This is a genomic window from Dysgonomonas sp. UBA7630, from assembly GCF_002483985.1.
Lineage (GTDB): Bacteria > Bacteroidota > Bacteroidia > Bacteroidales > Dysgonomonadaceae > Dysgonomonas.
Genome location: NZ_DLIY01000012.1, coordinates 109,415 through 131,597, shown reverse-complemented (window position 1 = coordinate 131,597; position 22,183 = coordinate 109,415). Strand labels below are relative to the sequence as shown.

At 35.4% G+C, this 22,183-nt stretch carries 20 protein-coding genes; 5 read left to right on the top strand and 15 right to left on the bottom strand.

The window, feature by feature from the left end; translation table 11 throughout:
* Positions 1 to 81: 81 nt before the first annotated feature.
* The 3 genes from B3P17_RS04540 to B3P17_RS04530 form a co-directional block, all read right to left on the bottom strand.
* Complete coding sequence (locus B3P17_RS04540) at positions 82 to 750, bottom strand: hypothetical protein (RefSeq protein WP_291103818.1); 669 nt, start codon at positions 748 to 750, stop codon at positions 82 to 84.
* Between the two features lie 117 nt (positions 751 to 867).
* Positions 868 to 1,161 carry a thiosulfate sulfurtransferase GlpE gene (glpE, locus tag B3P17_RS04535; RefSeq protein ID WP_291103815.1) on the bottom strand — a complete coding sequence of 98 codons (294 nt, stop codon included), beginning with the start codon at positions 1,159 to 1,161 and terminating at the stop codon, positions 868 to 870.
* Positions 1,162 to 1,206: 45 nt separating this feature from the next.
* Positions 1,207 to 2,661, bottom strand: coding sequence for a sodium:solute symporter (locus B3P17_RS04530; protein WP_291103812.1), 1,455 nt, complete (start codon positions 2,659 to 2,661; stop codon positions 1,207 to 1,209).
* A gap of 563 nt (positions 2,662 to 3,224) precedes the next feature.
* On the opposite strand from B3P17_RS04530, the gene B3P17_RS04525 reads away from it, so the two are divergent.
* Both B3P17_RS04525 and B3P17_RS04520 read left to right on the top strand, forming a co-directional pair.
* Entirely contained in the window at positions 3,225 to 4,736 is a 1,512-nt protein-coding gene (locus B3P17_RS04525) for a Do family serine endopeptidase (RefSeq protein WP_135104348.1), read from the top strand.
* A gap of 226 nt (positions 4,737 to 4,962) precedes the next feature.
* Positions 4,963 to 5,823, top strand: a complete 861-nt coding sequence (locus B3P17_RS04520) for a sigma-70 family RNA polymerase sigma factor (protein WP_006843542.1) — start codon at positions 4,963 to 4,965, stop codon at positions 5,821 to 5,823.
* Between the two features lie 95 nt (positions 5,824 to 5,918).
* Here B3P17_RS04520 and rbr read toward each other — a convergent pair whose 3' ends face one another.
* Positions 5,919 to 6,497, bottom strand: a complete 579-nt coding sequence (gene rbr / locus B3P17_RS04515) for a rubrerythrin (RefSeq protein ID WP_006843541.1) — start codon at positions 6,495 to 6,497, stop codon at positions 5,919 to 5,921.
* A 238-nt stretch (positions 6,498 to 6,735) separates the two neighbouring features.
* Between rbr and B3P17_RS04510 the strand changes: the two genes are divergently transcribed.
* Both B3P17_RS04510 and B3P17_RS04505 read left to right on the top strand, forming a co-directional pair.
* A complete protein-coding gene (locus tag B3P17_RS04510) occupies positions 6,736 to 8,436 on the top strand; it encodes a SulP family inorganic anion transporter (protein ID WP_291103807.1) in 1,701 nt (566 codons plus the stop codon).
* Between the two features lie 107 nt (positions 8,437 to 8,543).
* Positions 8,544 to 10,229, top strand: a complete 1,686-nt coding sequence (locus tag B3P17_RS04505) for a B12-binding domain-containing radical SAM protein (protein WP_291103804.1) — start codon at positions 8,544 to 8,546, stop codon at positions 10,227 to 10,229.
* A gap of 152 nt (positions 10,230 to 10,381) precedes the next feature.
* On the opposite strand, the gene B3P17_RS04500 is transcribed toward B3P17_RS04505, so the two are convergent.
* Positions 10,382 to 11,086 carry an SAM-dependent methyltransferase gene (locus B3P17_RS04500; RefSeq protein ID WP_291103801.1) on the bottom strand — a complete coding sequence of 235 codons (705 nt, stop codon included), beginning with the start codon at positions 11,084 to 11,086 and terminating at the stop codon, positions 10,382 to 10,384.
* Between the two features lie 7 nt (positions 11,087 to 11,093).
* Positions 11,094 to 12,512 carry a glycosyltransferase family 39 protein gene (locus tag B3P17_RS04495; RefSeq protein WP_291103798.1) on the bottom strand — a complete coding sequence of 473 codons (1,419 nt, stop codon included), beginning with the start codon at positions 12,510 to 12,512 and terminating at the stop codon, positions 11,094 to 11,096.
* A 205-nt stretch (positions 12,513 to 12,717) separates the two neighbouring features.
* On the opposite strand from B3P17_RS04495, the gene B3P17_RS04490 reads away from it, so the two are divergent.
* Positions 12,718 to 14,085: a methyltransferase RsmF C-terminal domain-like protein gene (locus B3P17_RS04490; RefSeq protein WP_291103795.1), complete on the top strand. Its 1,368-nt coding sequence runs from the start codon at positions 12,718 to 12,720 to the stop codon at positions 14,083 to 14,085.
* Here B3P17_RS04490 and B3P17_RS04485 read toward each other — a convergent pair.
* The 9 genes from B3P17_RS04485 to B3P17_RS04445 form a co-directional block, all read right to left on the bottom strand.
* On the bottom strand, positions 14,082 to 14,903 hold the full coding sequence (locus B3P17_RS04485; RefSeq protein WP_291103792.1) for a glycosyltransferase family 2 protein: 822 nt from the start codon (positions 14,901 to 14,903) through the stop codon (positions 14,082 to 14,084). The genes B3P17_RS04490 and B3P17_RS04485 overlap by 4 nt on opposite strands.
* 3 nt (positions 14,904 to 14,906) lie before the next feature.
* Entirely contained in the window at positions 14,907 to 15,788 is an 882-nt protein-coding gene (locus B3P17_RS04480; RefSeq protein ID WP_291103790.1) for a glycosyltransferase, read from the bottom strand.
* Between the two features lie 87 nt (positions 15,789 to 15,875).
* Complete coding sequence (locus B3P17_RS04475; protein ID WP_291103787.1) at positions 15,876 to 16,829, bottom strand: hypothetical protein; 954 nt, start codon at positions 16,827 to 16,829, stop codon at positions 15,876 to 15,878.
* A gap of 66 nt (positions 16,830 to 16,895) precedes the next feature.
* A complete protein-coding gene (locus tag B3P17_RS04470; protein ID WP_291103784.1) occupies positions 16,896 to 17,591 on the bottom strand; it encodes a WbqC family protein in 696 nt (231 codons plus the stop codon).
* Positions 17,588 to 18,709 carry a DegT/DnrJ/EryC1/StrS family aminotransferase gene (locus tag B3P17_RS04465; protein ID WP_291103781.1) on the bottom strand — a complete coding sequence of 374 codons (1,122 nt, stop codon included), beginning with the start codon at positions 18,707 to 18,709 and terminating at the stop codon, positions 17,588 to 17,590. The genes B3P17_RS04470 and B3P17_RS04465 overlap by 4 nt, the downstream gene beginning before the upstream one ends.
* A gap of 6 nt (positions 18,710 to 18,715) precedes the next feature.
* Entirely contained in the window at positions 18,716 to 19,570 is an 855-nt protein-coding gene (locus B3P17_RS04460; RefSeq protein ID WP_291103778.1) for a glycosyltransferase, read from the bottom strand.
* Positions 19,571 to 19,635: 65 nt separating this feature from the next.
* Positions 19,636 to 20,481, bottom strand: a complete 846-nt coding sequence (locus B3P17_RS04455) for a glycosyltransferase family 2 protein (RefSeq protein WP_291103775.1) — start codon at positions 20,479 to 20,481, stop codon at positions 19,636 to 19,638.
* Between the two features lie 10 nt (positions 20,482 to 20,491).
* Complete coding sequence (locus tag B3P17_RS04450) at positions 20,492 to 21,280, bottom strand: glycosyltransferase family 2 protein (protein ID WP_291103772.1); 789 nt, start codon at positions 21,278 to 21,280, stop codon at positions 20,492 to 20,494.
* Complete coding sequence (locus tag B3P17_RS04445; RefSeq protein ID WP_291103769.1) at positions 21,277 to 22,182, bottom strand: glycosyltransferase family 2 protein; 906 nt, start codon at positions 22,180 to 22,182, stop codon at positions 21,277 to 21,279. The genes B3P17_RS04450 and B3P17_RS04445 overlap by 4 nt, the downstream gene beginning before the upstream one ends.
* Position 22,183 lies beyond the last annotated feature (1 nt).

Here is a 22,183-nt window from a genome sequence, read left to right as displayed (position 1 = left end):
ATAGAGTTCTTATATTTAAAAATAAATTACGTTTTTCTATATTTTTTAGAGAAAAAGCATAGTTGGAATTCCTTTTTTATGTCATTCAACAAATTGAGAACAATATTCAACAGCCTTTTTTACATCGTCAATATTTTTGAAGTCAAAATTTAATTCCTTTAGTTGCTCTTTTATCTCAAGCTCATGCTTTTTAAATATTTTTGCTAAAGAGTCAAAAGAGTTGAATTTCTGGAATTTTCCTTTTATTTTTAAAAAATATGAACTTTTCGGATGCTTTACAACGTCTTTACCTAATACCAAATCAGGGGTGTGACCATTGAAGTCCTGATTTATATTTTTCATTTCAGTAGAGGAGTTGTTGACAGACCTCATACCATAAGCTCCTGTTTTTCCTTTAGATATAAAACTAGAGTACCATTTTATATATAATGGTAAGGTTTCTGAATTAAGTTTTACTTTTTCATAAAACTCATCGTTTTTTATATGTTCAAAGACTCGGTCATTGATATTAATAAACGATATAAGGGAGGGGTTCGCTAGCTCCATAATGACGTTATTATCTCCCATAAATACCATTTTTCCTGTAAATATATTATAATTGAAGGAGGCTGTAGTTGTGCTTCCCTTCTTGTATATTACTTTCCCTTTCTCAAATTTTTCAAATAGAAATTTAGAATCTGAGTCATCTTGTGCATATGACAACATCGGCAGAAGTATCAGGCATAGAATTGTAAAATGTTTATTTTTCATGGATTGGGTTGGTTTAAATTAATAATATGAATACCATACATTCAATATACATAAGCAGCTCAGAATGTGTGCGAAGATGTTGGCTTGAAAAGCTGTAAACTTAGCTTTTTTTATTTCTTATTCTTTCCACTCTTCATATCCTCCATCAATGCTATATACATCAGAGAATCCTTGTTGCGATAAAAAATCTGCCACTAGTTGGCTACTGTTACCATGGTAACAAATTACCAATATCGGAGTATCTTTCTCGGTCTCGGATAGAAATTTCGGTAGCGATGATTGGGTAAGGTTTATTGCTTGATCATCATGGGAAAGGCTAAAACTTAGCTCATCTCTGATATCTACAAGTACTGCGTGATTCTTATCCAATAATGTTTTAGCCTGAGAGGGATTGATATGTTTAAATGCCATAATAGTCTACTTCATTTTAATTTTATATATACTATTATAACAAAACTATACGGATGTTGTTTGTTTATCGTGCTTCAGGCACAATAATCCAATAGCAGTTAGCAGCCCGTTAAGTAATAATATTTCATATCCTACTGTGTAAGAAAATATCCTTAGGGAAAGAAATTCAATGAGATAGCTTAATGCCGGTGCAAGTATGCATATGTATGGCACATACCTATCTCGTATGCTAACTTTTGAGAAAAGACCGAAGAAAAATAATCCTAGCAATGGTCCATAGGTATATGATGCTACTTTATAAATAGTATCCAACACGTTTTCTTGATGTATAGAATTTATGATAAGGATCACCAGTAAAAATGCCAAACTAACAAGTTGATGTACTCTTTTTCTTATTTTCTTTGCTTGCTCTTCATTATCTCGTTTGATGTTAAGGATATCTATACATACAGATGTCGTTAATGCCGTTAATGCCGAATCTGCACTGGAGAAGGCGGCGGCAATTATACCGATCGTGAAAAATATAAGTACGGGAAAACCTAAATATTCGGTTGCCATAACAGGCAATATCTGATCGGAATGTTCGGGTAGAGTGATATTAAATTGGCTTGCAAACAATAGCAGCAAGACACCTAATGATAAAAATAGAAGATTGATAGGGATAAATGCGAATCCGTATGTGATCATGTTTTTTTGTGCATCTTTCAGGTTCTTGCATGTTAAGTTCTTCTGCATCATATCCTGATCGAGTCCTGTCATTACAATTGTAATGAATACTCCGCTAAGGAATTGTTTGAAAAAGTTTTGACGGGAAGCCCAATCGTCAAAAACAAATATGCGGGAGTGTTCGTTATTGCTGATCACATTCACTGCTTGTGATATATCTAAGTCCATCTTTGACGCGACTTGCCATATGATGAGTATAACACCCAGTATCAGAGATGAGGTTTGTAGTGTGTCTGTCCATATAATGGTCTTGATACCACTGCGAAATGTATATGCCCAGATAAGTAGAATAATACCGGTAACAGTTGCGAAAAATGGAATATTCCATTGGTCGAAAACAAGTGTTTGCAATATAATAGCTACTAGGTATAGGCGTGCGGCAGCTCCTATGATTTTAGATAAGATAAAAAAAGAAGCTCCCGTTTTATAAGAATAAAAGCCAAAACGCTTTTCTAAATAACCATATATTGTCGTGAGGTTTAGCTTGTAATAGAGGGGAAGTAATATAAAGGCTATTATGAAATATCCAACGGTGAAGCCAAACACCATTTGCATGTATGTCATATCAAATTTGCCTACCATTCCCGGAACAGAAACGAACGAGACTCCAGAGATAGATGTGCCAACCATCGCTATGGCAACTACAAACCAAGGAGATTGCCTATTCCCTAAAAAGAATGCTTCATTATCACTGCTTTTTTTACTTACAAAATGAGAAATAACCAATAGCGTCGTAAAATAGACTGCAATAATAATAAGTATGTATATCCCCATAAGATGATTAGCTATATATTCTTTATATATTCCTGTAAAACGATTCTATGTAGACAGTATTGTTTACAAAGCCAATGTCAGTCATTTTTATATTTGCCAATGTGGAGAAATATAATTAGAAGTGACAATTTGGCATAGGTTTATGTCTGAATCAATTATTTAAGTCTTGCTTAAAATAATTATGCGGGACTAAAGGTAAGAAATAAAGAAGTTGAAAATAATTCGTTGGATATGTTTTTTCTAAAAATGACTATTAATAAAGAAGTAAGTATGATAAAGGCTTATGTTATTATGAGCTGAGTATTTCCTGATTTAACCCCTTTCTCTAAACTTTCTTCAACGTTAATGATACGTTATATTATTTGGAATAAAAAAGTACTGTTTGATTATAAATCAGACAAAAAGTCGGCTCCAATTGTTAAAATAATAATAAAGGATTTTTACTCGGTTAAAAGTGTTAAAAAATAATCTTATCTTGCATCAAGTGTACAGTTTTTGTATTTAAATTTGAAAATAAATTGAACGACAATAATCAGTTATTAAACAATTAAAGATACTTGCATATGAAAAAGATTTGGAAAAATATTTCAACCTATGCTTTGGTTGCATTAGTGAGTATAGGTGCTACTTATGGTATGTATACCTTTATGGATCATCGTAGAGGATATAGTTCAGCCGACTTTTATAATTATGGGGGAGAGTTTAATCAGAAAGGAGTTCATCTCGCCAGTTTGACCGCGGAAGGATACCCTGATTTTACGAAGGCGGCTGAGAATTCGGTACATGCAGTAGTGCATATAAAGTCAACCGTAAAATCACAGGCTCCTGCGCAGGGGCGTCAAAGGGCAATTGATCCATTCGAATACTTTTTCGGATTTGGTGATAGAGGTCAGGATTTTGGCACTCCACAACCGAGTGTAGGCTTTGGTTCCGGTGTTATTATCTCAAAGGATGGTTACATTGTTACTAACAATCACGTTATAGACAAGGCTAATGAGATCGAGGTTACATTAAATGACAATAGAAAGTTTACGGCTAAACTAATCGGTACAGATCCGCAGACAGATATTGCCTTGCTGAAAATAGAAGGGAATGAATTTGCATATATACCTTTTGGCAATTCAGATAACCTGAAAGTAGGAGAATGGGTATTGGCAGTAGGAAATCCTTTCAATCTGACATCTACAGTAACCGCCGGAATTGTAAGCGCTAAAGGTCGTGGTGGCATTGGTGCAAATAGTGGAGATATTCAATCGTTTATACAGACAGATGCTGCTATTAACAGAGGCAACAGTGGTGGTGCGCTTGTAAATACAAACGGAGAACTAGTTGGTATCAACACTGCCATCTATTCACAAACTGGTGACTTTGCAGGATATGGTTTTGCTGTTCCGATCTCTATCGCAGGAAAAGTTGTAGCAGACATAAAAGAATATGGTACAGTGCAACGTGCTGTGTTGGGTGTTATGATTCAAGATATCTCTGTTGCGAAAGAGGCTAATCCGGACAAGACAAAAGGTCTTAAAGCAAATGAAGGTGCTTATGTTGGTGGTTTTGCAGAAATGAGTCCGGCCAAACAAGCAGGATTAGAGGAAGGTGATGTGATTACAGCTATCAATGGCGTGAAGGTTAAGGGAGTGAGTGAACTTCAAGATCAGGTGAACAGGTTCCGTCCGGGAGATAAGGTAAAAGTAGATATAATCCGAGGAAGCTCTACTAAGACTTACGATGTTACACTCAAAAACAGTTCGGGCAATACATCTGTAGTCAAAAAAGGCGACGGTATAGCTGCTGTAGGTGCTGCGTTTAAAGAACTGTCGGCAGACAAGAAGAAAGACTTAGGCGTAAGCTATGGCGTTGAAGTGGCAGGTGTTGATAATGGTGGTAAATTCTATAAAGAAGGAATAAGTAAAGGTTTTATTATCCAGAAGATAAATAATCAACCTGTATCATCTCCAAGTCAGGTAGAAAACATTATTACGTCAACAGCAGGCAGTCAAGATAAAGTATTGTTTATATCCGGAATAACCCCATCCGGTGCAAGGAAATATTATGCGGTAGATCTTAGCGAATAAGTATCATATTCGTATTAAAATATAAATAACGCTTAAGTTCAAAACAATAATGTTACTTAAGCGTTATTTATATGTATAAACTTTATGAAGTACAAAATAATATTCTTTTTAATAAGTACTATTTAAGCCATTCAACAATAAAACCAGACTGTTGATGGTGACTATCTAGTATTTTTTTACTATATTTGCAAACATTTTTGGGGTATTTTATTATACATATCTGTATATGAGGCAGTTAAAGATTACAAAGTCAATTACTAATCGCGAGAGCGCGTCATTAGACAAGTATTTACAAGAAATTGGTCGTGAAGATCTAATTACGGTCGAGGAAGAAGTAGAGTTAGCGCAGGCTATTAAAAAAGGTGACCGAGCAGCACTCGAAAAACTTACAAGAGCCAATCTTAGATTTGTGGTATCTGTTGCAAAACAATATCAAAATCAGGGATTAAGCTTGCCCGACTTAATTAATGAGGGAAATTTGGGACTAATCAAAGCTGCGGAAAAATTCGACGAAACCAGAGGGTTTAAATTTATCAGTTATGCGGTATGGTGGATTCGCCAATCTATATTGCAAGCTTTAGCGGAACAATCGCGTATCGTACGCCTTCCGCTCAATCAGGTAGGCTCGCTGAATAAGATCAGCAAGGCATTTTCTAAGTTTGAGCAGGAAAACGAACGCAAGCCATCGGCAGAAGAGCTAGCAGAGCAATTAGATATACCGGTTGATAAAATCGCCGATTCGCTGAAAGTCTCAGGACGACACATTTCGATGGATGCTCCTTTTGTTGAAGGAGAGGACAACAGCCTGTTAGATGTACTTGTAAATGATGACGCCCCAATTGCAGACCGTAAGTTGATAAACGAATCGCTCCAGCAGGAGATCGAACGTGCATTGTCAACATTGACAGAAAGAGAAAGTGAGATTATCAAAATGTTCTTCGGTATTGGGTATCAAGAAATGACCCTTGAAGAAATTGGTGATAAGTTTCAATTGACACGTGAGCGTGTACGTCAAATTAAGGAGAAAGCAATTAAGCGTTTAAGACAAAATTCGAGAAGCAAATTATTGAAAAGTTACCTGGGCTAAAAATAAATAGTCGGGTATTAAAAATTATAAAGGGAATTAGTTTTACCAATTCCCTTTTTTCTTTTTTTGTCAAACCAAATTAGAATTTCTTTTTTTTAGAAATTCCATTTAAGTGGCTCGAAATAAGCCTGAGGGTGAAGACAAGCAGGGCAGGTCTTGGGTGCCACCTTGCTTTTGATTACAAATCCACAGTTGCGGCATTGCCAGTCGATAGCTTCTTCGCGAGAGAAAACACCATTGCTTTGTACACGAGCCAATAGAGCTTTGTAGCGGTCTTCGTGCATGTTCTCTACTTTTGCTATCATTCGGTACATTACTGCAATTTCTTTGAATCCCTCTTTCTCTGCTATTTCAGCAAATGCAGGATAATCAATAGCCCATTCTTCATGTTCTCCGGCTGCTGCTTCAATTAAATTTTCTTCGGTAGTTCCAACTTTTCCTGCAGGATACATGGCTGTTATTTCAACCATACCGCCTTCTAGAAATTTAAACATACGTTTTGCATGTTCTTTTTCCTGATCTGCTGTTTCAAGGAATATTGCTGCTATTTGCTCATATCCTTCTTTCTTAGCAGTGCTTGCAAACATTGTGTAACGCATTCTTGCCTGTGATTCTCCGGCAAAAGATTTCAGTAGGCATTTTTCTGTTTCTGTGCCTTTAATACTTTTTTCCATAACTTTGATGATAGTTTTTAAAAAATGATTTTTACAAATTTAATATTTAAAATCCTTTTCTAAGAAAGAATTCAAATGATTTTATACCTTTGTGCCCTGAAATTGAACATCAGGACTTGTTATTGTATCGTTGGAAGAGATTATATAAGTACTTCTAAATGTTATAATTTCAGAATGTTATATTTTTCATGTATTTTATAGCAAATAATAAATCACATTAATCCATTCCTCGTTTGTTATGAAAAAAGATTTCCTAAAAGACTTTACTCCTCAGCTATTTATTTCCTTAAGAACATACAATAAAGAAAAATTCATAAACGACCTGATGTCTGGCCTTATAGTCGGCATTGTTGCCCTGCCTCTTGCTTTGGCTTTTGGTATAGCATCGGGTGTTACTCCCGAAAAGGGGATTATAACCGCCATTATTGCGGGATTTATTATATCCTTTATGGGAGGAAGCCGGGTACAGATTGGGGGACCTACAGGAGCTTTTATCGTTATTGTATATGGAGTTGTTCAAACTCACGGCATCAAGGGACTTATTATTGCAACTATTATCTCGGGTGTTATACTTGTACTTTTAGGTGTGTTTAAACTCGGAAAGATTATAAAGTTTATACCATATCCTATTATTGTAGGTTTTACAAGCGGTATCGCCGTTACTATATTTACAACTCAGATAGCAGATGTTTTCGGATTGAACTTTGGCGGTGAAAAACTACCCGGAGATTTTATCGGAAAATGGATAATGTATTTTAAATATTTTGGAACTATCAACTGGTGGAATACACTTATCAGTATAGCCAGTATTTTTATAATTGTGATCACTCCCCGTATTGTAAAAAAAATACCGGGGTCGCTCGTCGCAATTTTGATAATAACAGTAGTTGTATATCTATTAAAAACGTATGCCGGCATAGAAGTGATAGATACTATTGGTGATCGCTTCAGAATCAAGGCCGAGATTCCCGATGCAGAAATTCCGGTCATTAATATGGCTGCAATTATAGACTTGTTACCCGTTGCTATCACTATAGCTATGCTTGGAGCGATAGAATCTCTGTTGTCGGCAACGGTTGCAGATGGTGTGATCGGAGGGGAGAAGCATAATTCTAATACTGAGCTTATAGCACAGGGGATGGCAAATATTGTAACACCTTTGTTTGGCGGTATACCTGCAACAGGAGCTATTGCCCGTACTATGACCAATATTAACAACGGAGGACGCACTCCTATTGCCGGGATCGTACATGCAGTGGTGTTGTTACTAATTTTGCTTTTGTTTATGCCGTTGGCTCAATACATTCCTATGGCTTGTCTTGCCGGAATACTTGTTATTGTATCATACAATATGAGTGAGTGGCGTACATTTAAAGCTCTTTTGAAAAATCAGAAATCCGATATTGCCGTATTATTGATTACATTCTTCCTGACGGTAATATTTGACCTTACAGTAGCGATAGAAGTTGGACTATTATTAGCTGTTGTCTTATTCTTGAAGCGAATAAACGAGGTTACACAAGTGTCTGTTATAAAAGATCAACTAGACCTGACCGACGAAAGTGAGTTTACTCAAAATGAAGAAATACTATCATTGCCCGAAGGTGTTGAAGTATATGAAATAGATGGTCCGTTTTTCTTTGGTATAGCCAATAAGTTTGATGAGAGTATGCGTGAGATTGGCGAAAGCTCCAAGATAAGAATTATTCGGATGCGTTTAGTTCCATTTATAGATTCTACGGGATTACATAACCTGACCGGTTTATGTAGAAAATCGATGAAAGACGGAATACAAGTTGTATTGTCTGGAGTAAGACCGGAAGTGCATGCTATGATAGAAAAGTCGGAAATACCGAATATGATAGGAGAGATTAATATTTGCGATAACATAAACCTGGCTATTGCGAGAGCAAAAGAGATACTCGAAAATGAAGATTAGAGCATCCAAAGCTCAACATATCTCAGAGGGTAAGGTATATTGTTTAATTGATTAAGTTACGCACGATGTATAAATGTATTATGAGTTAATCATAGTATCTTTACATAATGAAAGTATTACTGACCACGCTCAATGCTAAATATATACATACTTCGCTAGCTCTACGATGGTTGTATGTAGCCAACAAAGATAAATTCGATATCTCGTTTAAGGAATATGTAATAAAAGAAGAGGTAACTACAATTGTAGACGATCTTTTATTGCAGAGTCCTGATGTCATAGGTCTCAGCGTATACATCTGGAATGTGGAAAAGGTGAAACTTTTGATTGATTTGATCAAAGAAAAAAGTCCACAAACCATTATAATTATAGGAGGCCCCGAGGTTACTTATGAGCCCGATTATTTTGTTGAAAATTGGGATGTCGATTATCTGATTAGCGGAGAAGGTGAATTTGTACTAGGTGAATTACTTACGGCTATAAGCACTAAAAGTGAGCCTATTATAGATGGCATATCTAAGAAAGGTTCGGTAAGTAGGATTGTCGCTAAAGCTGATTTGGAGAAACTGGCTTCTTTGTCCTCTCCATACCAACTGGAAGAAGATAAGGAGAATATGAAAAACAGATTGCTGTATTTCGAAACATCTCGTGGCTGTCCTTATCAATGCCAATACTGTTTGTCTTCGCTCGAAAAAGGAGTCCGTTATTTTCCCAAGCATCATATTGTTGATAATTTATCTTATTTTATCGAGAGTAATGCCAAACAAATCAAGTTTCTTGATCGTACTTTTAATCTGAATAAGGAACATACACGATTTGTATTTGATTTTTTGATCGATCATTACCGTTCGGGTTTAAGCTGCCAGTTTGAAATATATGCGGACTTGCTGACTGACGAATCAATAAATTATCTCAATCAAAACTTACCGGAAAACTATTTCAGATTTGAGATTGGTATTCAATCTACTTACGAACCTACTAATATTGCAGTAAGACGTAATCAGAATTTTGAATTGCTGGCAGGCAATATACAAAAGCTGATGGATGGCGGTAGAATAGATTTGCACTTAGACCTTATCGCCGGATTGCCTTACGAGACTTATGAGCGATTTGTAAAGTCGTTTAATGATGTATTTCGTTTGAAGGCGAAAGAATTGCAGCTTGGCTTTCTAAAGATGCTGAGAGGTACATCTCTTAGACGCAATGCCGATAAATATGGATACAAATACAGTACTCTAGCTCCATACGAAATAGAGTCGAATAATGATATTACCCACGAAGAGCTGGAACGTATACATGATGCTGAGCATGCTCTCGAGAAATATTGGAATAGCGGGAAATTTAGCCGTACTATGCAAGTATTGACCGACACGTATTATAAAGATCGTTACTTCGTGCTATTTGATGAAATAGGGCAGTATTATAATTTGCACAACCTACCGCATCATGGTTATCGGTTAGAAGATATATTTTTGTTTTTGCACAACTTCTTATTATCCCGAGGCATTGATTTGTTTACAGAGTTAAGAACAGACTATTACTGTAACTTTAAGATACGTCCACACGGATTTTGGGACGATAAAATAGAAAAAAGAGAAAGAAAGCAGCTGTTGTATCAAATAGGGAATGACAAACCATTTTTACAAAAATACGGATTGAATAGAAAAATCATAGAAAAGCAAGCCGCTATTGATATTCTAGAAAATAGTGACAATGAATATTTATTGACTGTTTTTCTTCAGAAGGATAATAGTGTAGAGCATTTGTTTCTCTCCTATACTTTTAAAGAATAATATTATCTTATTGATAGATATTGTTCTTTGACATGATTATCTTTTGAGTAAGAAAAGTGACATTAAAGAAACTATATAAAAGTGTCACTTTTGTCACCTTTTGTCTGTAATTTACTGTTTGTCAGCTTTATGAAAAAGTGACAGTAATTGCCTTATTTATATAAAAGGAAGATGCATAGTTGTTTTGCCATATCGGGTAATTGCTTTGCCCATTGTTTTACTGAGAGTGTTCTGATATACTCATTTTCACAAGTTATATTCATCGCAATACAAAGCTTTGTGGAAGGTGTACAATGCTTGGTAATATCCTCAACCAGCTTCTGATTACGATAGGGTGTTTCTATAAAAATTTGAGTTTGATGTTCATGGTGTATCAGGTTTTCGAGTTGTTTGATTTTTCTGATACGTTCTGCTCCATCGATAGGCAAATAACCGTGGAAAGCAAATCCCTGTCCGTTAAATCCGGATGCCATAAGCGAAAGAAGAATGGACGAAGGTCCTACCAAAGGCACTACTTTATAATTCTTTTTCTGAGCAATAGCTACTATATCACTTCCGGGATCGGCTATAGCCGGACAGCCTGCTTCGGATATAATACCCACATGAAATCCATTTGCCATAGGGTTTAGATAGTTCTCTATATCTTCAGGCTTGGTGTGCTTATTCAGCTCGTAGAAGGTAAGCTCATCTATATTGATGCTGCTCTCTACTTTTTTTAAGAAACGGCGGGCAGAGCGGATATTCTCCACAATAAAGTATTTTATTTGTAAGATGATCTCTTTGTTGTATGTGGGTAATACCTGTTCGATAGACGTTTCTCCCAGTGTAACGGGTATAAGATATAGTGATGCTTGCATGGCTTTTTTATTCTTTTAGTTTATATAAGTAATAGGTCTTGGTTTTATGCTCAATATATGTGTCTACGATCTTATAATTCTCATTCAAAGCCGGTAAATTAAAGAAATAGTCGAAGTTGAGAGAGAATTCGGATAATATGATGAATTGTACTTCTTTATTTTCTATGTACTTCGTCTGCTCATCTCTCATTTCGGGATAGATAGAATGAGGTAGATTTGGTGAAATAAAGTATTTGACATTCGGTACAATATTCGCTTTTGTAAATACACCACTACCGAGGTCTAAACCAAGATTGAGTAGTGTAGGTTTGCTTTCTTTCATTACAATGTTACTAAAAAGAAAGGCAGGATTGTTCGGTTCTTCTTTTCTTAATAGTTCCGCTTTGGATAATGAAAAAAAGTTCTTTTCTCTTATTCCTATTCCAATAGCTAATACAAAGAAGAGGATATAAAAATACCATTTGGGTTGTAGTTTTCGGAATTTGCGAATAATATCTACTATTGCAATCCCCCCTAACAGGCTGAAAATGTAATAAGGAATAGTATAATAGTACATAAAGAGAAATGTCATAGATATGATAATATGTACAGCAAAGAAAGTCAATATGATCGAGGCTTTGTATAGTGTACTACGAATATATTTTATAGGAAAGTAAAAAGAGCCTGTATAGATAAAGAAATAAGTGAGAGGTTCAAATCTTATACGTTGATAAAAGCGTACAACAACTAATTCTACCATCTCATTCGCATTAAATCTGGCATATTTACTATTCAATACGATATATGTATTCCAAGCATCAGAAAGAGCATTATTGTAAACAAAATAAAAGATTATGGGCAAGAATAATATTAATAGTCCTGCAATATAGGCAAGAATATTCTGAAATAAGTTTTTATAATTTTTTCCTATGATAAGATTAATAAATATAGCTGCCAATGGAAAGAACCAAAAAACAACTAAATTGATTTTTATCAGCATGGTTGCAGCACACATAATACCATGGATAAGCATGATTAGAGGCTTATGTGTTTTACTGTTGTCTTTGAAATGTGATAAAAAGAAGAAGAGACTGATAGTCGCAAATACAAGTATCATTTCTTCAGCCGAACCTCCTTCCAATATACGAGGTAAGGTGAATAAAGGGTAGATAAGTGCTACGATGAAGGCATATATTTTATCTATATATAGCTTGGCTGTAAAATATCCGGCACATATCATAAAAGCCCACATCAGTGCTTCGATGATATACATCCCAAAGAAGGTTGTGTTAGAAATAAGATAGCCTATTCCGTAAATGAAAAATATTAGCGGTCCTTTATGATCAAATAATTCAGAGTAAATAATTTTTCCATTAAATATTCCTTTTCCAATTGTAAAATATAGATTTATATCATCCCATTCATTAAAAGGGTATAATGGTGACATCTTAGAACAAAAAAACAGTAAAAGAAAGGAGTAAACGAAAAGTATAATTAGTGTTTTTTTCTCTGAAATTATTTCTTTTCTTATCATTAATTTAAATTATTACTTTGAATCGAAAGTAAAAGTAAAGAATATTATTCAAAAGAATAAATAATTGTATTTATAATAGTTTTGCAAATTAATATAACTTTGTAGTAAATATATGATAATGGATTTATCTTCTGACTTTATTACCCGTACAAAAGCTCTTTTAGGGGAAGAATGGGATGCTTTTGTACAAGCACTAAACAGTGAATCTCCTACGAGTATCAGAATAAATAATCATAAGACCGAGAAACCCTTACTCAATAGAGTTCCGTGGTCTCAATCAGGATATTACCTGTCTCAAAGGCCTTCATTTACTTTCGATCCGCTGTTTCATGCCGGATGTTACTATGTACAAGAGGCCTCTTCAATGTTTATAGAACAAGCTTTCAGACAATATGTTGCAGAAGGTAAGGTGCGTATCCTTGATCTTTGCGCTGCTCCCGGAGGTAAATCGACTCTGATAGCTGATATAATGGGAGAGGGTAGTCTTTTAGTTTCTAATGAGGTAATCCGCACCAGAGCGAATATATTAGCTGAGAATATAACAAAGTGGGGTAATCCTAATACGGTAGTGACAAACAACGATCCGCAACAGATCGGAAAATTACAAGGCTTCTTTGATTTCATATTAGTAGATGCTCCGTGTTCAGGCGAGGGTATGTTCCGAAAAGATGAGGGGGCAACATCTGAATGGTCGATAGATAATGTCAAGCTCTGCAAAGAGCGGCAGCAACGTATTTTGGCTGATATATGGCCTGCTCTCAAAACTGAAGGCTTGTTACTCTATAGCACTTGTACATACAATGTGGATGAAAACGAAGACAATGTACAATGGATTTGTGAAGAGCTGGGAGCAGAGGTTTTACCAATAGACGTTAAAGAAGAGTGGGGGATAAGCCCTTCTTTAAGAGATCGTTTTCCTGCTTACCGATTCTTTCCTTATAAGACTAAAGGAGAAGGATTCTTCTGTGCTTTACTTAGAAAGACTTCAGACGAAGGTTCTTTAAAGAGGAGGAAAGATAAAGAGAAAACATCAAAAAGTATTATTCCATTTGATTGTAAAGACTATGTGATAGATAATGAGTTGTTTACATTCTATTCTCAAAAGGATAGATGGTTTGCTTTTCCTTCACACCTGTATAATGAATTAACTCTGATAAAGTCGTATCTGAATGTTATTTTAGAAGGAATTTGCTTAGGAGAGGTTAAAGGAAAGGATTTTATCCCGGATCAGTCTCTAGCATTAAGTACATGTCTCGATGCTTTGAATTTCACTACTTATGATGTGAACTGGAAAACCGCTATAGCTTATCTACGCAAAGAGACGCTATTATTGCAAGATCAGCCAAAAGGCTATATCTTAATTACCTACAAGAATAAGCCATTGGGGTTTGTAAAGAATATAGGTAATCGTGCTAATAACCTTTATCCACAAGAATGGCGAATACGTTCAGCAAATATTCCTGAGGCTGAGGTGAATGTTATCTAGTCTGCTTTTATAAGACCTAGGGCACGACCAATCTTTGCAAACACACGGAATCCGTTGTATATCCATGTTTTAGATTTCATTATGTCGGTTACAAATCCATTCTGATCGAGATAATATAATCTTTTGAGTTTTTCTGTCAGTGAGTGGCTAAGAAGTTCATTGCATACTTGCAGCTTCTCTTTGTATATAATTTCGCCCCCAATTTGTGTGCTAAAGCCTTCCATATTATAAATGGAAATAAAAGTGTCTACATATCTCACAGGTAAATGGTCTAGTGCAATTCCTTGGAAGAATAACTTCCAGTCGGACATAACTCTCAATTCTTCACTGTATAGCCCGTATTTTTCAAAGTTAGATTTGTGTATAAAGAAGGCCTGATGACATAAGAACCCGGCAAACAAGTCATAGATAGCAAAACGCCAATCACGACCTTTGTACGATGTATCTGCCTCTAACTTTCCTCCAACTTCCATATAAAAATTTCCGCAGATAAAAGGTTCGTGGGGATCATCATTGAATATATCATGAAGGACATTCTCATTGTATAATGCATCGCCGGAATTTAGAAAATATAGATATTCGCCTTTAGCTTGTTGGATACCTTTATTCATAGCATTGTAAATACCACTATCTTTTTCACTTACCCAGTAGCTGATCTTGCTTTTATATTGATCTATTATATCGATACTGCCATCTGTAGACTGACCGTCAATAATGATAAATTCAAAGTCGGAGAAAGACTGTGAAATAACACTTCTTACGGTTTTTTCAAGACCTGCTTTATCATTCAAATTGACAGTTATAATTGATAGTTTCATGATTTACTTTCGCCTCGATTTTATTAAGAAAGGATTTAAGAATACAAGCTTCTGATAAAGTGATAAGACTGTGGCCGCTTTACGCAGGCTATAGCCCTTAGCGTAATATATTTGTATTTTGTACATCCTTTTTATCCGCTCAATGATTGTTCTCTTATAGCTACCGTTTGTATATGTATTAAACTCGTGCAATAAATAAACCATCCAGGCTGTTTGATTCAGAGGCTTTAACGTCGAAGACACTCCTCCCAAATGCTGTCTATATACCGCCATATAATCAGGGAGAAATTTTATCTTACCCGATAGTGACACAATCAGTTGAAGGGCATAATCTCCATTTTTTACCGTATAGTACCAGTCCGGTGTTTTATGTGCATCTTTACGAAAAAGGATAGAGGCCGTAAGTAGCCCCCAATCTTTTTGAATAATGTCTGTTGTAGTCAATACATCCTGTTCCATCTCTATATTTTCATCCAAGTGGCCGCACATCAGAGTATGTACCTTATGAGAGCACATCGCAAAGTCGGGATTAGCTTCCATAAAATCAACTTGCTTCTGAAGTTTATAAGGGTCAGTCCAATAATCATCGCCATCACACAGCGCTATATATTTTCCACGCCCGCTATTAATATTATTTATCCAGTTGAGCATCATCCCCTGATTGGTTTCAGGTAATCTTAATCGTATAATGTCGGGATAATTCTTCTGATATTCTATACAAATAGCACGGGTATTGTCTGTACTGCAATCCTCACCGATTACCAATTCGAATTGGAAATTGGTTTTCTGCATTACAACTCCTTCTATAGCTTCCGCTATAAACTTTTCATGATTATAAGTAATCATGGAGACGGATACGACTATGTTGTGTTCTTTGTTAATCATTTTATAATGGTGTTCAAACTCTTAAAAGGTGACAAAAGTAACAGGTTTATTATTGTTTTCTGTTGCTACTTTTATATGTATAATAGCCTAGCTATTTATCACATTTATGATTCTTCCGATATCCTCTTCATCATATCGATGATCGCAAGGTAGAGGCAGTAGGTAGTTGACTATCTTATATTCGGCAGAGTCTTTTTCTACAAGTTCTAACGTTTCCTTCCAATATGTAGATACATATATTTTGTTATCAATCAGCTTCTTTCTTAAATTAGAATCTTCTGAATAGAACATATAACTTAAGGGGCAGGTATCTGAGGGAAAGTTATCATATTCAAACTTATTATCTTTCCCCAAGATAGAATGTAAATAGATGAAGTTTTTTATCTGCCTTTCTTTCAGATTTTCGTAGTCTATGTTAGATAGTAATGCAGAAGCAAGATTCGACATACGCTTTATTGGTTGACCAACGAGGCTTGCGCAGTAGTCAAGATAATCTTGATAGGCTGCACTGGCATTACCGTATTCGATCCGCTTCATCAAATGTGTCATATGTGGAATAGAGAAGTCTTGCTCAAGCTCTTCATGCAAAAAAGTATCTGTATAGAGATAAGCACCATCGGGGAGACCAAAAAATTTACGTGGAGAATATATTGTGTCGATACCTTCGTAAGGTTTCGAAAAGAAAGCATGCGTATTATCAACTATCAATTGTTTTCCAAACTTTTTAACAAGCTGCAAAACAGTGCAACACTTTATGCCATAAGTGTCGGAATAAAAAAACACCTCATCTTCTCTTAATTCTTTATCGAAAATAGGATTAAGCCGGAAATCTACAGAATAGAATTCAGATTCGATCCCTAGTTTTTTTATAGGTTCCCAGATAACTTCAGAGTTCAAGTAAGGAATATATATCTTTTTATATTTTTTTGCTCTTAGTATATATTCAAGGCAGTTTCGAGCGGTATTTAGCTGTAATGCTCCTTTATGATAATGTTCCCCTTTACGAAGTTGAAGTTCGAAGTATCCTCCTATTTCTTGCATATCTTTAATATTTTCTATGAAGAGTATTATTTGCGATTAAAAAGCCTTTTGCTTCTTTCAAAAATGTTAGATTAATTTGTACTCATTTAGCATATCTCGTATTTCTGCCAAGCTATTGAACATCATGACGTCTATAATTGACAGCCAAGGGATAAAATCATTGTTGAATTGTTTATAAGCAACAAGATTGGACGATAAGAAACGGAGGCTTACTCCCTCTTTCTCGAAGTCCTTTGGATGGTACAGTTCTTGTCCGCCAATTGCATTATAATAATCTTTTGCTCCTAGAGTCTTACATATAGCTATAACTCTATCTTGTCCCGCAAGAGTTTGATCTACATCAATTGTTGATGAAATAATAATTTCAGTATGAATATTCAGATATTTACAAACCTCTTTGATTGAATTATAAATATATAAGAAAAGATTTTTCTCTTCGTAGTTGATAATATCCTCCACAATTGGTATCACCTGCTCAAAATAAGGAGCCTTGCGATATGGTTCTCTTATCTGATTTATTAATTTTTTCTTATCGAAAGAATCGGCTACAGAGCGATCTTTTATATCCAGATAATCGGAATCTTTTTCTACCGATATTGAAATTAGCGTATCCTTGTTGTTTTGTAGGATGCGATTACGGTTGATCCATCCTTTTTTTGTATATTTTGCATTATCGTATATTACATACTTATCTACGGCATTCAGTAGCTGAAAATAGCCAATGTATGGCATAAAATAAGGCTGCATTATTCCTAAAATCATTTTTCCCAAGGTTTATTTTTAATTAGCTCGCATATTTTTTTTACTTCTTCAAACTCCAAATCTGCATACATCGGTAAGCATACAATTTCTTTAGACACTTGTGCTGCAACGGGGAGGTTGCTCACGCTGGCAGAAGGAAGTCCTCTATATGTCGGGAAATCACTTATAAGAGGATAGAAATAACGGCGTCCGAATATATCATACTCCTGTAACTTGAAGTACAGATCATCACGATTCATGCCATACCCAGCTGTATTTACTCGTATTGGATAATAAGGGTAAGTATGCTCTACTCCTTCGCCAACAGTCATATAAGTGATACCTTTTACATCTTTCAGCAGGTTGTCGTATAGTTTAGCCAGTTCCAAGCGTTTAGCAATATAATTGTCTACATGTTTTAATTGAAGAGAGCCATAAGCTGCTTGCAATTCATTCATCTTCGCATTGATACCCGGTTCAATAACAGTCGTTTCGTTCCTGAATCCGAAATTTTTTAATAAATCGATACGCTGTTTAGTCTTTTCATCCTGACAAACAATTGCTCCTCCTTCTATTGTATTGTACACCTTTGTTGCATGGAAACTGAGAATAGATAAATCCCCCCAATTCATTACCGACTGTCCATCCTTTTTAACGGCAAAAGCATGAGCTGCATCATATATTACACGTAGCCCGTAGGTGTCTGCTATGCGTTGTATTTCTTCTACATTGCACGGATTGCCATAGACATGCACCGGCATGATGGCGGTTGTCTTTGGTGTAATAGCAGCTTCTATCTTTTCGGGATCTATGTTATAGTTCTTGCTATCTATGTCTACAAATGCAGGCTTGATGTTGTTCCACCACAATGAGTGTGTTGTTGCAACAAAGCTGAATGGAGTGGTTATAACCTCACCAGTGATACGTAAAGCCTGCAATGCTGTTATTAATGCCAGTGTTCCGTTGGCGAATACAGAGATATGCTTAACGCCAAGATAGTCTGCCAATTCTTTTTCGAACTGTTCATGAAACGGACCGTTGTTTGTCAACCATTTATTATCCCATATTTTTTGAAGATAGGGAATAAATTCATCCAAAGGTGGAATCGCCGGTTGGGTAACCATTATTTTTTTGTTCATAATCTTTTACCTAATAAGTTTATTGTATAAGTTTTTAATCCATAAAGGAGTAAAGTTCTTTAGTCTGCCTCTGAAAGATTTATCTCCGTAAAGCAAAATTTCGAGTCTCCGTTTATGTTTTGTGAAGGTTTCTGTATAGTTATAGTTCAAATACTTATCGTATTCATTAATCAGCTCGATAACCTTAGCGCACTGGTCTTTTTCGTCCATTCGCGACCATTGTCCGTTATCATGTATCCTATATGCCGAAGTTACTTCTTTGAGATATACCAAGGGAGCAAATTGTCCCATATACATCCCTAGCATCCAATCGGCTATTTCCATATCAAACAGTTTTGGGTCTAATTGCTGTATATATTTTCCTCTGAATACGCAACAAGACAGGTTTCCTATGCGGTTGCCCAATGCCAACAGATCGGTAGTGATCAGCTCATAGTCTGTATCAAGAGTCCAGTCAAATATCTCTTCTCTGTCTTGATCTTCAAACAGGCGTATGTGCCTGTTGTAACTCATCGAGGTGTTTGGTATCTTCTCCAGATGGTTTATATGATTCTCTAGATGAGATGCCTTCACCCAATAATCGTCACCTTCCATGATGGCAACATAGTCTCCTGTACATGCCGCAAAAGCTTGTTGGTAATTGCGTATATATCCTAGATTTTGCGTTTTATGTAAATATTGGAAGGCAAATTTCGTTTTCGACTCATACTCTTTTATAATCTCTACTGTATTGTCGGTAGAGCAATCGTCGGCAACAATAATCTCCACATCGTGAGATGTTTCCTGCATCAGAATACTCTCCAATGCCGGACGGATATAATTGCTGTGATTGTATGTGATGAGTATGATATTTATCTTCATATTTTGTAAAACTCTGTTCTTACATTCGAATATTGTCCAATGGTCTTTTCTCTGTAAAAATACAGTTATGAAAAGAGTTTTCTGAATACTTTTTGTACAAAACGGAATGGTTTGTATATCATTCTACCCAATTTGTATTCTGGGGTATGATAATGCCAGTAAAGTTCTTTATTGTATGTTTCTGCTTTAATCCGATCTCTTACAGGATTCAAATACTCAAGAAACAAAGGTATATGATTCTTAAACATTTGTAAAAGCATTGCATCATTTTTCTCTGTTTCACGGAATATACGCATCGATCGTGAAACTTCTTTTATCCTATAATAATAGTGAAAGTCATTAAGTTTTATAACCCTATCATTCGGTTTGATCAACGAAAGGTAAAAATCCCAGTCCTCTATACCGTCAAACATATTCGGATTGTAGCCTCCGGCTTCAAGAAAGTCAGATTTTCGGAATATTGCTGAATTGTAGATTTGATTCTCCGTTAGCATTTTTTCAAATACAAAATCAGGATTTATCTTTTTTTCATTTACATCTCCAAACAATATTGTATCACTATATATTAGTTTTATCTCAGGGTCTTTTGTAAATGCCTTTATTGCCTCGCTAAAATAATGAGGGCCTAACTTATCGTCTCCATCCAAAGGAACTATATATTCTCCAATAGCTTGAACAACTCCATAGTTTCTGGTATCACAAACCCCGCTGTTTTCTTTCCAAAAATATTTGAACCGCTTGTCTTTTTCTATCCATTGCTTTGCAACATCTTCCGTATTGTCAGGAGAGCCATCATTTATCATAATACACTCCCAATGAGGATAATCCTGATCGAGAAGTGATTGTAGTGCTTCAGGCATATATTTAGCCTGATTATAGCACGGCATGATAACGGATATGATAGGGTTCATAATATAAAGTTTATAGTTTAAGCCATTTTAGTAAATCTAGCTTCTTTAAGTACCTTACACTTATTGATGTTTTTAATTTATATAGCTCTTGTCTTTTATCCATCCAGTCTTTATATAAGGTATTATAGATAGGATAAGAGTGAGCTATATGGTCGTTGCGTTCATTGAAAAGCAATTGCTTGTTTGAAGCATTTGAACTGATACCATCGATATAGAAAGTAGAAAAACAACCATTAATATGTCTGTATGTACAATTCAGTAGACATACTGCGTCCATAAAGAAAGCCCAGTCTGAAGTTATCTTTTTTTCTTCCGAATAATATCCATATTTTACCAAAAGTTCTTTTTTTATAAAAGAAGCTGTGTGAGGTAGCGTGTCTTCTGCAAAATATTTAAAATCAGGATTGCTGGGATATTGTTTTATATAGCTTGTCTTTGATAAACTATCAGCAATTTCCATATCAAAATATACGATATCTTCCCCTGTGATTTGGGATATAATCGATTGTAAATCACAATCCTCTTTTATTACATCTCCACTGTTTACGAACAATATATATTGCCCTGTTGCTTGCCTGATCCCTTTATTCATACCACTATATATGCCAGAGTCAGATTCGCTGATCCAAAAGTTTATTTTGCTTTCGTATTTTTTTATAACATCAACACTTCCGTCGGTAGAGTTCCCATCAATAACAATATATTCAATATCATACAGATCATTAGAGATAACGCTGTTAATCGTTTTCTCTAACCCTGCGGCATTGTTATAGTTAATTGTTACAATAGATACTTTCATCTTGTTATAAGTCTCGATATTAATCTTTTGAGTTCGTAATAAGCAACCATCGGGCGTTCCTTTATAAACATTGATAAAATAGCTTTGTTTACAGAATTCGAGTATGAAAACTTTAATTTATATGATTGCCATTTGTAATACCAGTTCTTGCTATATTCTTTCCCTAACTTCAAATGTAGTCTTTTTGCTATAATTTCGGAAACTTTATAACCCTCTAATATTCCCAGTCCTCTGTCTTCGGATTTGTTTGATACATTTACCGAATGTGTTCTAAAATAATTTAGATACTCTTTTACTTCAGACACCGTAACTTCTCCCTCACCCAAGAAGCTGCTCCATAATAACCAGTCACCACAGTATTTGAAATTTATAATATTATTCCACCGATTTGCGGCGATAGCATCTTTCTTGAAAACCACCATACTGGCATTACAAATAGGATTGCTATATAACAAATAGTTCTCAGTGAACTGATTGATATCCATCGAGTAATCGGGTAGGATAGCGAGTTGCTCCATTACTCTATTGCCACCTTTGTCAACGATTGTTGTGAGAGAAAAACAGAGTGCTGAATTATATTTAGAAATAGAATCCATCGTTTTTTCAAGAAACGTAAGCTCTGCATAATCGTCACTTTCCGCAATCCAGATATATTCACCCTTGGCTAAGTCGATTCCTTTCTTCCACTGTTTGAATGTAGAACCCGAATTAGTCTCGTTATATACAATATGCGATATATGAGAATTATTCCTATATTCTTCAATTACATCTTTACTATTGTCCGGTGAACAATCATCCAAGATTATCAGCTCAAAGTCCTGGTATGTCTGATTTAGTATTGATTCAATACGTTGTTTCAGATATGGAGCATGATTGTAATTGGGAAGAATAACTGATACCATT